The sequence below is a fragment of the Dokdonia sinensis genome, assembly GCF_003688895.1.
Classification (GTDB): domain Bacteria; phylum Bacteroidota; class Bacteroidia; order Flavobacteriales; family Flavobacteriaceae; genus Dokdonia; species Dokdonia sinensis.
The window spans coordinates 15,847-30,082 of the sequence record NZ_REFV01000023.1 but is presented as its reverse complement, the minus strand read 5'-3'; the positions used below and the strand labels follow the sequence as shown (position 1 = coordinate 30,082).

The following is a 14,236-nucleotide window of genomic DNA, read 5'->3' as shown; positions in this document are numbered from 1 at the left end:
GACATCGATGTGATTGGCAACGATGATATCGGTAGCGGTCCTACGACAGTAACTTCGGTAACAGATCCTATGAACGGAACTGTAACGATCAATGGAGATGGTACGGTAACTTATATTCCTGGACCTAATTTCTTTGGCACAGATACCTTCACATATACAATTACAGATGCTAATGGAAACACAAGTACGGCTACAGTAAATGTGACGATTGTGTCCGTTGTAGATGTTATGGACGACACGGCGGTAACAGATGAAGATACCCCTGTTGATATATCAGTTTTAGATAACGACACCTTTAGTGGAGATTATGGTGTAGATTTTGAAATTACAGAGGTTTCTGATCCTGCAAATGGAACTGTAACGATCAATCCTGATGGAACGGTAACATATACACCAGATCCTGATTTCTTCGGAACAGATACATTTACATACACAGTTACGGTTGTAAATGCAGATGGGACAACATCTACGGAGATTGCTACGGTTACTGTAACTGTCTTGACAGATGATAATGATGGTGATGGTGTTCCAAATGATCAAGAAATCGCTGATGGTACAGATCCTAATGATCCTTGTGATTTTGAAATAGCAAATCAGACAGAAACTCCTACAGATGAATGGAATATGCTGGATTGTGATGAAGATGGAGTTCCTAACGGTCAAGAGGTAATCGACGGCACGGATCCACTTGATACTTGTGATTATGATCCTGATAACCAAGACATCACACAAGTAGGTGATATGTTTAATGATGCAGATTGTGATGGCGATGGAGTTACAAACGGTGATGAAGTCATTGACGGTACAGACCCACTTGATCCTTGTGATTATAACCCTGTAAATCAAGATTTGTCTACAGTAACTGCTACTTGGAATAATCTAGATTGTGATAATGATGGACTAACAAATGGGGAAGAGACCACAGGTCTGGACGATCCTAATACACCGTTTGATCCTAATGGAGAAACGACAGATCCATTAGATCCTGATACGGATGGGGATGGTGTTGAAGATGGTCAGGAATCTGAAGATGGGACAGATCCAAATGATCCTTGTGATTATGATGCTGCAAGTCAAGATATCTCAACAGTAGATCAAGATTGGAATGAACTGGATTGTGATGATGACGGATTGACAAATGAGGAGGAAACAACGGGTGTAGATGATCCTAATACTCCAGCAGATCCTGACGGGAATATCACAGATCCTCAAGATCCTGATACCGATGGTGACGGAGTAACAGATGGTGACGAAGCAAATGATGGAACGGATCCTAATGATCCTTGTGACCTTGAGATAGCTAGTCAAACACTTCCACCTTCTATGGAATGGAATGACCTTGACTGTGATAATGACGGATTAAATAATGGTGAGGAAGTTACTGGAATAGATGATCCTGATACAGACAACGATCCTGATGGTAATATGACAGATCCACTAGATCCCGATACTGACGGTGACGGAGTAGACGATGGTCAAGAATCTGAAGATGGTACAGATCCTAACGATCCTTGTGATTTCAACATAGACAGCCAGGATATTAGCACGGTAGATCAAGCCTACTTCGATGCAGATTGTGATGGAGATGGTGTGACTAACGGGGATGAGATTGATGATGGTACAGATCCATTTGATCCTTGTGATTTTGTTGTGGCAAGTCAAACTGTTAACACTACTGAGGCATTTGATAGTGCAGATTGTGATAATGACGGCTTGACCAATGAAGAGGAGATTACTGGTATAGATGATCCATCTACACCAGATGATCCTGACGGTAATATTACGGATCCATTAAATCCAGATACTGATGGCGATGGAGTAGGTGACGGTCAAGAAGGTCAAGATGGTACAAATCCTAATGACCCTTGTGATTTTGACTTTATGAGTCAAGATTTAGGTAGCGTGTCAGATGCTTGGTTGTTGTTAGATTGTGATGGTGATGGAATTCCAAATGGTGATGAATTAGGCGATGATAATGGCAATGAAATCCCAGATTTTCTTGAGGATAATAATGGAGATCCAGATGCAGAGGATGGTATACAAGTCTTTGATATTATGTCTCCTAATGGTGATGGTCTTAATGATGTATTCGTTATTAGTGGTATTAACCAGTTCCCTAATAATACCGTGCGCATCTATAACAGATGGGGTGTAGAAGTTTGGAACGGCAAAGGCTACGGTCAGGACAATGTATTCTTTAGAGGAGAGTCTAACGGACGTGTGGTTGTTGATCAGGACGGTCTCTTACCAGTAGGAACTTACTATTATGTAATAGAATACGTAAATGATGCTGGCGAGACCAAGTCACTCGCAGGACCATTATACTTGAATAGATAATAATAAAAGAGATAACGTCGGGATGCTCTAACAGCATCCCGGCCAAAAATAACATCTTATGAAAAAAGTTTCTGTAATTCTATTTTCGCTAAGCTTGTTTTTCGGAGGTTTTCTGACCCCAGAAGTAAGAGCACAGCAGGATCCGCAGTATACGCAGTATATGTATAATCCGCTTACAATAAACCCAGCTTACGCGGGTACACGTGGTACCCTTAGTCTAGTGGGTCTACATCGTACACAATGGGCAGGTCTTGACGGGGCTCCGACCACATTTTCCATATCTGGACATAGTCCTGTGGGATCTTCAGAGCGTGTTGGTCTTGGTTTCAACCTTGTGCGTGATGAGATTTTTATAACAAATGAAACTCACATTGATATCGATTTTAGCTATACGATTCCTACTTCAGACATTGGTAAACTAAGTTTTGGTCTTAAAGGAGGAGCACATTTGTTGGACATCAATTATAGTCAAGCGAGTGCTTTTCAGGACGGGGATATTTATGCAACAAATCAAGCAGATATAGATAATCGTTTCTCTCCACAAGTAGGTGTTGGCTTGTTTTATTATACAGATCGTGCATATTTGGGACTCAGTGTTCCTAATCTCTTACAAACGGAACATTTTGAGGCGAGTGACAATAGTAATTTAACAACAGGTAATCAGACATTTTTGGCAGAAGAACGTATGCATTTTTATTTAACTGCAGGTAAGGTTTTTCCGTTAGGGTCAGACTTGAAGTTCAAACCTGCTACAATGGTTAAAGTCGTTCAAGGTGCACCATTGCAGGTTGATCTTACAGCAAACTTCCTTTTGTACGAGAAGCTTACACTAGGAGCGGCGTACAGGTGGAGTGCTGCGATAAGTGGTCTTATAGGTTTCCAGCTTTCGGATAATATTATGTTGGGATTTGCTTATGATTCGGAAACTACAGAGTTAAGACAATATAATGATGGGAGCTATGAGTTCTTTTTGAGATTTGAAGTATTTAAGAATACTAAGAAGATACTATCGCCTAGATTTTTCTAGTTGCGAAGTACGCTTTCGCGAAAGCGTTAAAAACAATGGTACCAGACATTAAATTTTTAGAGTAAAAGTTATCTCTAATAAATATTATAATAAAGTATTTGGCTGTCCTCAAAAGCGATCGTCAAAAAAGAAATAAAACATATTCCATATGAAACAACTACTACATTATGCGACACTTGCCGCTTTTATTATGAGCGGTGTTTATGGGTACGCCCAAAGTGGTAAGGTTAAAAAAGCAAATAAGAAATTTGATGAGCTTGCCTACGTAGATGCACGCAATCTCTATCTGGATGCCACAGAAAAAGGAGATGCTTCTCCAGAAGTACTTAAGAAGTTAGGAGATTCGTACTACTTTACCGCAGATTATCGAGAGGCTTCACAATGGTATGGGCAGTTAGTTGAGAGCGGTGCAGAGATTCCTGCAGAATACTACTTTAGATACGCGCAATCACTTAAAAGTGGAGGAAACTATATAGAAGCTGATCAAATGATGGTTGCTTTTAATAAAGCTAGTGCAGATGACATACGTGCAGAAATGTTTGAGAAGGAGCGTGATTATCTTGCAGAAATAGCAGCTCAGTCAGGTAGGTATTCTGTACAACGTGTGAATATAAATACGAAGTTACAGGATTTTAGTCCTAGTTTTTATGGAGAGCAGTTAGTATTTTCATCTAATCGAGAAAACAGCACAGGGCAATTAGAGCATGTTTGGAATGAGCAGCCATTTTTGGACCTATATGTTGTAAAAAATCCTATGAGTGAGAGTCCAGTAATGACCAAGCTCAATGAAAATATTAATACGAAGTATCACGAGAGTAGTTCTGTTTTTAGTGAAGATGGCAATGTGATGTATTTTACTAGAAATAATTATACAAACAAGAAATTCCGAGAGTCTGGAGATGGGACAAATAAATTAAAGCTCTATCGTAGCAAGAAAAATAATGGAGTTTGGGAGAAACCTACTGAGTTACCATTTAATAGTGATGAATATTCGGTTGCGCATCCTGCATTAAGTCCTGATGGGAGAACATTGTATTTTGCATCAGATATGCCAGGGACTAAAGGCCTCTCTGATATTTGGAAAGTAAGTGTAAGTGCAAGCGGTGGCTTTGGTACCCCAGAAAACCTAGGTGAATTAATTAATACAGAAGGAAGAGAAACTTTTCCTTTTGTGAGTTCTAAAAACAAGTTATTCTTTGCCACAGATGGTCACGTAGGACTAGGTGGTCTTGACATCTTTGTGTCGCAACTGGACGAGCAAGGAAATCCAGGTGAAGCATATAACGCTGGTAAACCTGTCAATGGACCTGCAGATGATTTTGGACTTATTCTAAACGAAGAGACGGGTAAAGGATATTTTTCGAGTAGTAGAGGTACAGGAGAAGGGAACGATGATATCTATGCCTTTACAAGAGAAAAAGAGTTACTTACTGACTGTGCGCAAAATATTACTGGAGTTACGCGTGACGGAAAGACAAATGCCATATTAGGACTAGCAAAAGTTACTCTAAAGGATGCGCAAAATCAAGTCGTTGCACAAACCACAAGCACTGTAGCTGGAGAATTTAATTTTTCTGATGTAGAATGTGGTAGCACGTATGTTATCCTCGCCGAAAAGGAGAATTATGACCCTGCAGAGGCAATTATTAAGACTAACCTGAATGCAGGAAATGCACAAAGGGATTTGTACCTTAATCCAGAAATTGATCTTACTCCAGGTACAGATTTAGGATTGACATTAGAACTCAACCCTATTTACTTTGATTACGACAAGTCAAACATACGTCCGGATGCAGCATTAGAATTAGAGCGTGTTGTTGCAGTAATGAAGAAATACCCTACATTAAAGATTGATGTGCGTTCACATACAGATAGCCGTGGCAACGACACCTATAATCTTAGACTTTCGCAGCGCAGAAACGTTGAGACTATACGATACATTGTCGAAAAAGGAGGTATAAACGCAACAAGACTTACAGGAAATGGATATGGTGAGACAAGGCTTCTTAATGCCTGTGGTAATAATATCCCTTGTAATGAGGAAGAGCATCAATTAAACAGACGTTCTGAGTTTATTATCGTTGAGAAGTAATAAATAAATCAGTATTTATAAATACAAAAGCGCCAGCAAAACATGCTGGCGCTTTTGTATTGTAATGATATTTTTGAGAAGTCAGTTCTTGTAAACCTTGCCGTCTTTCATTACAAATACGACGTTTTCTAGCGTTTTAATGTTTTTTGTGGGGTCATCATTTACGGCAACAATATCTGCGAGGTATCCTTCTTTAAGAATGCCTAATGGTTCATCCAGCACTTGACCATTAGTAATCGTAGCTGATTGGATTGCAAACATAGGTGACCATCCTGTCTCTACCATGTATTGAAATTCCTTTGCATTCTCACCGTGAGGGAATACACCAGCATCTGTTCCGAAAGCAATTTTTACTCCTTCTTTAGCTACCATCGTCATTGTAGCTCTAATCCCAGCATCCACTTTCATAATTTTAGGAATGATGATATCAGGATAGTACCCTTCGATATCTGCTTTTTGTCTTACATACCTCCCAGCCGAAAGGGTTGGAACAAGATATGTCCCGTACTGCTTCATAAGTTGCGCGGTTTCCTTGTCCATTAATGAGCCGTGCTCTATGGTAGTAACTCCCGCTTTGATCGCCCGTTGCATTCCCTCAATGCCGTGGGCGTGAGCGGCGACGTGCATTCCATATTCTTTGGCAGTTTTTACAATTTCGTTTGCTTCCTCTTGCGTGAATTGTGGATTTACTCCATTTTTACTTACACTAAGCACACCTCCCGTAGCGGTAATTTTTATACAGTCGGCGCCATTTTTATAGCGTTGTCTTACGGCTTTTCGGGCATCTTCTGGGCTGTTTATAACACCGTCTTCTGGTCCTGGATCGCCCATAAGCTCTTTTTTAAATCCGTTTGTCGGGTCGGCGTGGCCGCCTGTGGTTCCTATGGCTTTTTCGGCGGTGAAGATTCTTGGGCCTTTTACAATGCCTTTGTTGATGGCGTTGCGTAGTGAAACATTCACACCGCTGCCTCCCAAGTCTCTCACGGTGGTAAAACCTGCCATAAGCGTACGCTCGCCTATTTCCTGAGCTGTAAAAGCGACATCTGCAGGATTCTTTGTGAAAGTCTCTAAATATCGCTTAGGATTTGTCTCTCCTTCTATATGGACGTGCATGTCAATAAGGCCAGGAAGGACAGTTTTATCTTTAAGATCGATTATGGTTTCGTTCGCTTTCGCGGAAGCGTAACCCGCCACCACCTTGTCTATCTTATTTCCAGTCACATAAATCGTTTGCTCAGAGAGTACTTTCCCTTTTTCAGTATCTACAAGTTTACCGCAATGAAGGAGTTGGGTTTGGGCAACAGTCGCTAGTGTGCAGGCGATAGCAAGCACTAAGAATAGTCGTTTTTTCATAATTAAAGTATTATCGGTTTACAAAATCAATCACCGTCTTTGTGATAAAGTTTATCTGGTCATCTTCTAACTCTGTATGCATGGGCAAGGAAATCACATCCCTAACCAGCTGATTTGTAACTGGAAAATCTGCCTCGTTGTAACGCTCATCCTTATAAGCTTTTTGGCTGTGAAGGGGAATAGGGTAATACACCCCGCACGGAATTCCATTTGCATTAAGATGTTTTACGAGCGCATCACGGTCAGTATCTTTCACGCGAAGCGTATATTGATGGAAAACGTGACAATCGCAACTGTCACAAATAAAAGGCGTAATGATTTTTTCTTGGTTCAGGAATGCATTTGTATATTTTCTAGCAGCATCTTGTCGGGCTTGGTTGTAGCTATCTAGCTTCGGAAGTTTTGCTCTGAGTACTGCTGCTTGTATGGAATCAAGTCTACTATTTACGCCCACAACATCGTGGTGATAGCGTTCGTACATTCCGTGGTTCACAATTCCTCTTATAGTATGCGCAAGATCATCATCATTTGTAAAAATGGCGCCACCATCTCCGTAACATCCTAAATTTTTAGAAGGAAAAAAAGAAGTGGATGCAACGTGACCTATGGTTCCAGCCTTTCTTTTTTTGCCGTCTTTTCCAGTGTGGGTAGCTCCTATGGCTTGTGCATTATCCTCAATGACAAAGAGATTGTGCTTTTCTGCCAGTTCCATAATGGCATCCATATTTGCTGTTTGTCCAAAAAGGTGTACAGGAACAATAGCCTTGGTCTTAGGGGTTATTGCCTTTTCAACAGCTGCAATATCGATATTAAAATTTATCGGGTCCACATCTACAAGAACAGGTGTAAGGTTAAGAAGTGCGATTACCTCTACCGTAGCGGCAAATGTGAAGTCTGCAGTGATGACTTCGTCTCCAGGTTTTAAACCGAGCCCCATCATTGCCACCTGAAGTGCATCCGTTCCGTTTGCACAAGGGATTACGTGCTTTACGTCTAAGTACTCTTCCAGTTCTTTTTGAAAAGCGTGGACTTCTGGTCCATTTATAAACGCCGTATTTTCAATAACTTCCATAATCGAAGCGTCTACGCGTTCTTTTATCGCTGCATATTGACCTTTAAGGTCAACCATCTGTATTTTTTTCATAAGTCAAAATAACTGGCATTTGCCAAAATTAGTAGCTCCATAAGCGCCATCCTCATCCTCTTATGAGCGCTTTACGAAAATACAAAATCTGCAACCTACGGACAATCTATTTACTGCGAAAGCGGTATTTTAGCCCTATGCGCAGGTTGTATTCATTTCTTACTTCAGTAGTTGAGCGGTCACTTCCCGTGACAGGCGTATTCTCAGATAAGATGAGACTTTTTGTGCGCGGGAGGACAGCTGTTTTCTCAACATTAATGAAGGATTTGGAGGACAGAAAGCCGGTAATTTGGTTTCACGCCGCATCCCTAGGCGAGTATGAGCAGGGACTTCCAGTTATGGAGTCGGTTGCTCAACAATATCCTAAGCATCAACTATTGCTTACGTTCTTTTCTCCTTCTGGATATGAGGTTAAGAAGAATTCCGCTTTCGCGAACCTGCCTGACCGGCAGGCAGGAGCGGTAACCTATCTACCCCTCGACACACCATCAAACGCAAGAGATTTTCTCGATATCGTACAACCTGAAATGGTTTTCTTTATAAAATATGAGTTTTGGCCCAACTATCTCAAAGAGCTAAAAAGCCGAAAGATTAGAACATTTCTTATCTCGGGTGTGTTTAGAGAAAACCAGGCATTTTTCAAACCTTTTGGGAAGTGGATGACGCAATATCTCGACGCATTTGAGCATTTTTTTCTTCAAGACAACGCCTCTGCCGAAGCTTTACAATCATTAGGTTTTTCGAATTTCATTATAAGTGGTGATACGCGCTTTGACCGTGTCTCGCACCAGATAGAAGTGGATAATACGCTAGATTTTGCAACAGCGTTTTGTGAAGATCAACTTTGTGTGGTTTGCGGTAGTACTTGGAAGGAAGATGATGACATCATCGTTCCGTTCATCAATCAGAATAAGGGAACAGCCAAGTTTATTATAGCTCCACACGAGATAAATAGCGATAAGATTTCCTTACTCCAGAAAAGACTGCAAGTAAAGACGGTTCTCTATTCTGAAATGGATATAAACACTGTCGCATCATATGATGTCCTTATTATTGATACTATTGGATTGCTCACTAGACTTTATAGCTACGCAACTGTAGCTTATGTAGGTGGTGCAATGGGAACGACTGGACTGCATAATATCCTGGAGCCGGCGACCTTTGGCATGCCCATTATTACGGGATCCAACCTTGAGAAATTTCCAGAAGCAAAACGACTGCAACAACTCGCAGGACTTTTTACTGTAAAAGACGCGAGTGAGCTCTCAACCATCCTAAAAAAACTCCTTATGGATAAAAACTTCAGAACGCAGTCTGGGATGATTTCTGGGCATTATGTAAACAGTAATACGGGGGCGACAAGGAAAGTTTTGGAATACTTAGAAAAATAAGTTTAGTTTATACAGCATATCATACTTTCGCTCATAGCTCATAGCTCATAGCTCATAGCTCATAACTCATAGCTATTTCCAAATTGTGAAAAACTAAGCATAACTTCAGCCTTGGGAAAGTGCGCTATCACAAACAAAACTTTAAATTTACGATCCACTTAAAAGTAAGCGATTTGGCAAAGAAGAAAGTCACTCCTTTAATGAAACAGTACAACACGATCAAGACAAAATATCCTGATGCGATGTTGCTCTTTCGAGTGGGAGACTTTTATGAAACTTTTGGTGAAGATGCCGTGAAGGCCGCGGGCATTCTCAATATCACACTTACTAACCGGAACAACGGGAGTGAGCGCACGGAGCTGGCCGGTTTTCCGCACCATTCCTTAAATACCTATTTGCCCAAACTCGTGAAGGCGGGTTGTCGCGTGGCGATATGTGACCAACTCGAAGACCCAAAACTCACTAAAAAAATTGTAAAGCGTGGCGTTACTGAGCTGGTGACACCCGGTGTGGCACTTAACGATGAGGTGCTCAATGCACGTAGCAATAATTTTCTGGGTGCCGTTTATTTCGGTAAAAGGAATCTTGGGGTTTCATTTTTGGATGTTTCTACGGGTGAATATCTTACTGCTCAGGGCGATGAGGCTTACATTGATAAATTGCTCCAAAATTTTGCGCCCAGCGAAATTCTCATTTCAAAAAAGCATAAAAAGGATTTTTATGAGGCTTTTGGAAGCGACTTTCATACATTTTTTATAGAAGATTGGGTGTTTCAGACCGATTATGCCTACGAATCGCTCAACAAACATTTTAAAACAAATACCCTTAAAGGGTTTGGTGTGGATCACCTCGAGGAAGGAGTCATTGCTTCGGGTGCGATACTGCATTATTTGGGTGAAACGCAACACCACAAGTTGCAACACATCTCTCGCATAAACCGCATTGCAGAGGATGAGTACGTGTGGATGGATAGATTTACGATACGTAATCTGGAGTTGTATCATTCCGCTTTCGCGAAAGCGATAACCCTTCTAGACGTTATTGATAAAACCACATCGCCTATGGGGGCGCGACTCCTTAAGCGATGGCTAGCGTTGCCATTAAAAAATGTAGAAAAGATTACAAAGCGTCACGATGTCGTGCAATATTTACTAGAACAGGAAGTCTTGTTTGAAAAATTGCGTCATCAGATCAAACAAATAGGTGACGTCGAAAGATTGATAAGCAAGGTGGCCACGGGTAAAGTATCTCCACGTGAGGTAATACAACTTAAAAATTCGCTCGAAGCAATGGTGCCCATCAAGGCACAGGCATCACAAGCGGGTAACGAAGCTTTAAAAATCATAGGAGAGCAATTACAAGACTGTGAAATCCTACGCTCCAAGATTAAAGAGACGTTGAATGAAGAAGCTCCTGTAAACGTTTTAAAAGGCAATACCATTGCAAGTGGTTTTCACAGCGAGCTGGATAATCTTAGGGATTTGGCTTTTTCGGGTAAAGAATACCTCGATAAAATGCTGGAGAGAGAATCGGAACGCACGGGGATTACGAGCCTTAAAATTGCGTCAAACAACGTTTTTGGCTATTACATAGAAGTAAGAAATACCCACAAAGATAAAGTCCCGGAAGAGTGGATACGCAAGCAGACCCTAGTAAACGCCGAGCGCTACATCACTGAGGAACTTAAAGAGTACGAATCCAAAATCCTAGGTGCCGAGGAGCGTATCCTCGCCATCGAGCAACAATTGTTCTCAGAACTTGTAGGCTGGATGATGCAGTTTATACCGCAAGTACAGAATAATGCCGGGCTTATTGCACAACTGGATGTGTTGTGCTCATTTGCACAGCTGGCTAGAGATAACAATTATGTGAGACCTAAAGTAGATGACTCACAAGCGTTATCCATTAAAGATGGTCGTCACCCAGTAATAGAAAAACAATTGCCACTAGGCGAGGCATATATTACAAATGATGTTTATCTAGATAGAGAATCCCAACAAATGATTATGATCACTGGACCTAATATGTCTGGTAAAAGTGCCATTCTACGGCAAACTGCGCTTATTGTATTGCTTGCCCAGATGGGTAGTTTTGTACCTGCTAGCGAGGCGCACATCGGGATGGTAGATAAAATTTTTACGAGGGTAGGGGCGAGTGACAATATCTCGATGGGCGAATCTACTTTTATGGTGGAGATGAACGAGACGGCAAGTATTCTCAATAATATTTCGGATAGGAGTTTGGTGCTTCTTGATGAGATAGGACGGGGGACGAGCACGTATGACGGGATTTCTATCGCTTGGGCGATAAGCGAGTATTTGCACGAGCATCCTGGACGGCCTAAAACATTATTTGCGACGCACTATCACGAACTCAATGAGATGAGCGAGACCTTTGAACGCGTAAAGAATTATAATGTGTCTGTTAAGGAGCTTAAGGATAATGTACTTTTCTTGCGCAAATTGGTTCCTGGAGGGAGCGCACACAGCTTCGGGATACACGTGGCAAAAATGGCAGGAATGCCACAACAAGTACTCCGTCGTGCGACAAAAATGATGGAAAAGTTAGAAAAATCTCACGGAAGTGAGGAACTCACAGGAAAACTCAAAACCGCCGCCGAAGAAGAAATGCAACTTAGTTTCTTTAATCTGGACGACCCATTGTTAGAAGAAATTAAAGACGAAATCCTTCATATAGACATAGATACATTAACTCCTGTAGAGGCTTTAATGAAACTCAACGAGATCAAGAGGATGCTTGTGAAGAAGAAAAGCAATACAGCTTCCTAGAAGGAAAGATATTTTTATCAAAAATACTTTGCAAAAACAAGAAAAGCGTTAAATTTGCACCCGCTTGTTACGGCAAGCAGTTCTTTGCATTATGAATTATTACTACGAGAGGAATAGACAGCGCATTCCTTTTGGCATAGTAAAATACGAAAGTAGCTCCCTGCATCCGACGAGGAGACACGACGAGAGGAATGCATAAAGCTTCACCTTGAATTCGTTAATAATAAAATGCGAAAGTAGCTCAGGGGTAGAGCATCACCTTGCCAAGGTGGGGGTCGCGGGTTCAAATCCCGTCTTTCGCTCTGAAATTTTGAAAATAATTACCAATTCGTTTCTGTGTGAACGGAAGTGATGCTCGAGTGGTGGAATTGGTAGACACGTTGGACTTAAAATCCAATGTCCATTAGGACGTACGGGTTCAAGTCCCGTCTCGAGTACTAAAGGGTTAATCGTAAGATTAGCCCTTTTTTTATGCCCTAAATCCTATCTTTACCCTATGAAACTCCTCGTCATAAGCAACGTTTGGGTAGAGCCACAGTCCACGGCAGCTGGGTCTAGGATACTGCAACTATTGCACATTTTTCTGGAACAAAATTGGGAAGTGAGCTATGCCTCTACGGCAAGTAAAAGTGATTATGCTTTCGACTTAAAAGTTTTAGGTATTGCGACGCATCATATTGAGATGAATAATGCAAGTTTTGATGCCTTTCTAGAAGCAGAGGATCCAGACATCGTTCTCTTTGACCGATTTATGACCGAAGAGCAGTTTGGCTGGCGTATCGCGAGCGTCTGTCCTGAGGCTATAAAAATCCTAGATACAGAAGACTTGCATTGTCTGCGCAAGGCAAGAGAGGGAGCGTTAAAAGAAAATCGCTCATTTGCCGAAAGCGACCTAATATCAGATATCGCTTTAAGGGAAATTGCAAGCATCTACCGTTGTGACCTCACACTTATGATTTCGCGTTTTGAAATGGAACTTCTAGAAAGCTTCTTCAAAGTGCCTTCGCAATTATTGATGTATATTCCTTTTTTACTAGATTCACTTAAGGCAGACTTTAAATCATACTCAGAACACGATAATTTCGTTTCCATCGGTAATTTTTTACACGGACCTAATTGGGATGCTACGCTTGTTTTAAAAAAATCTATCTGGCCACTAATTAGAAAAGAGTTGCCAAAAGCGCAATTATCCGTTTACGGAGCTTACCCCTCAGACAAGGTAATGCAGTTGCATAATCCCAAAGAAGGATTCTTAATCAAGGGTCGCGCAGATGATGCTATGGAGGTTATTTCAAAAGCCAAAGTATTGCTGGCTCCTTTACGATATGGTGCGGGTTTAAAGGGTAAATTTATAGATGCGATGCAATGTGGAACCCCTTCGGTTACGACAGAGATTGGAGCAGAAGGAATGCAACAAGGTCTCCCGTGGAGTGGGGAAGTGGTGCCTTATTTTGAAGAGGGTAATACTGATTTTTATAACGCTTTCGCGAAAGCGGCCACAGCACTTTATTCAAACGAATCTCAATGGAAAGTTGCTCAGGAAAATGGTAGGGCAATCATAAACGCGAATTTCCAAAAGTCAACCTTTGATCAAAAATTCATTTATAAAATAAAAACGATAAGCAACTATTTGAAGTCGCATCGTCTCTCAAATTTTACAGGGCGGATGCTCCAATTTCACACAATGCGCAGCACAATGTTTATGTCAAAATGGATTGAGGAGAAGAATAAGGGGGGTTAACTATCCTAAATTCTTAACAGTTCGTACATAAAATAAGCTGAATGCAATGTAAAGCACGATTAATATAAGAATCATAATAAGCGTCCACTTTATATAATTGATGCGTCGTTCTTTTCTCAACTTTTCTCTAATCTCCTTTTTGACTCTAAAAATTTCTTCTGCGTTTGGATTAGGAAATTTATATTGATTATTAAGCGTAGCGTATTTCTCTTTTCCTTTTCGGAATTTATGCTCGCTGGCATCTATACGTTCTTTACGACGCTGCCTCATTGCTTTGAAATGACTTAAACTACCGTTCATATTCACTGTATACGATATTAGTAGTCCAAAACATTGGAGTGTTACAAGGAGAGAGTGTCTTA

The 14,236-nt window shown here is 41.1% G+C and carries 9 protein-coding genes and 2 tRNA genes; 8 read left to right on the top strand and 3 right to left on the bottom strand.

Going from position 1 to position 14,236, the window contains the following annotated elements; translation table 11 throughout:
- From EAX61_RS15965 to EAX61_RS15955, 3 genes are all read left to right on the top strand, one after another.
- A partial coding sequence (locus EAX61_RS15965; RefSeq protein ID WP_201739477.1) for an Ig-like domain-containing protein occupies positions 1-2,337 on the top strand: 2,337 nt, incomplete at its 5' end.
- Positions 2,338-2,395: 58 nt separating this feature from the next.
- Entirely contained in the window at positions 2,396-3,364 is a 969-nt protein-coding gene (locus EAX61_RS15960; protein WP_121918713.1) for a PorP/SprF family type IX secretion system membrane protein, read from the top strand.
- Between the two features lie 148 nt (positions 3,365-3,512).
- Entirely contained in the window at positions 3,513-5,456 is a 1,944-nt protein-coding gene (locus tag EAX61_RS15955) for an OmpA family protein (RefSeq protein WP_201739476.1), read from the top strand.
- Positions 5,457-5,537: 81 nt separating this feature from the next.
- Here EAX61_RS15955 and EAX61_RS15950 read toward each other — a convergent pair whose 3' ends face one another.
- Together EAX61_RS15950 and EAX61_RS15945 are read right to left on the bottom strand one after the other, a co-directional pair.
- Positions 5,538-6,809: an amidohydrolase family protein gene (locus EAX61_RS15950; RefSeq protein ID WP_121918712.1), complete on the bottom strand. Its 1,272-nt coding sequence runs from the start codon at positions 6,807-6,809 to the stop codon at positions 5,538-5,540.
- A 10-nt stretch (positions 6,810-6,819) separates the two neighbouring features.
- Positions 6,820-7,953, bottom strand: coding sequence for a DegT/DnrJ/EryC1/StrS family aminotransferase (locus EAX61_RS15945; RefSeq protein WP_121918711.1), 1,134 nt, complete (start codon positions 7,951-7,953; stop codon positions 6,820-6,822).
- 137 nt (positions 7,954-8,090) lie between these two features.
- Between EAX61_RS15945 and EAX61_RS15940 the strand changes: the two genes are divergently transcribed.
- The 5 genes from EAX61_RS15940 to EAX61_RS15920 all read left to right on the top strand — a co-directional run bounded on the left by EAX61_RS15940 (position 8,091) and on the right by EAX61_RS15920 (position 13,874).
- On the top strand, positions 8,091-9,344 hold the full coding sequence (locus tag EAX61_RS15940) for a 3-deoxy-D-manno-octulosonic acid transferase (protein ID WP_121918710.1): 1,254 nt from the start codon (positions 8,091-8,093) through the stop codon (positions 9,342-9,344).
- A 200-nt stretch (positions 9,345-9,544) separates the two neighbouring features.
- Positions 9,545-12,133 carry a DNA mismatch repair protein MutS gene (gene mutS, locus EAX61_RS15935; RefSeq protein WP_201739478.1) on the top strand — a complete coding sequence of 863 codons (2,589 nt, stop codon included), beginning with the start codon at positions 9,545-9,547 and terminating at the stop codon, positions 12,131-12,133.
- A gap of 230 nt (positions 12,134-12,363) precedes the next feature.
- Positions 12,364-12,435: transfer RNA gene (locus EAX61_RS15930), tRNA-Gly, on the top strand.
- A gap of 51 nt (positions 12,436-12,486) precedes the next feature.
- Positions 12,487-12,570 (top strand) — tRNA-Leu (locus EAX61_RS15925).
- Positions 12,571-12,629: 59 nt separating this feature from the next.
- Positions 12,630-13,874: a glycosyltransferase gene (locus EAX61_RS15920; protein WP_121918709.1), complete on the top strand. Its 1,245-nt coding sequence runs from the start codon at positions 12,630-12,632 to the stop codon at positions 13,872-13,874.
- Here the strand turns inward: EAX61_RS15920 and EAX61_RS15915 are convergent, their stop codons facing one another.
- A complete protein-coding gene (locus tag EAX61_RS15915) occupies positions 13,875-14,174 on the bottom strand; it encodes a hypothetical protein (RefSeq protein ID WP_147448390.1) in 300 nt (99 codons plus the stop codon). It abuts the gene before it with no gap.
- Positions 14,175-14,236: the final 62 nt, after the last annotated feature.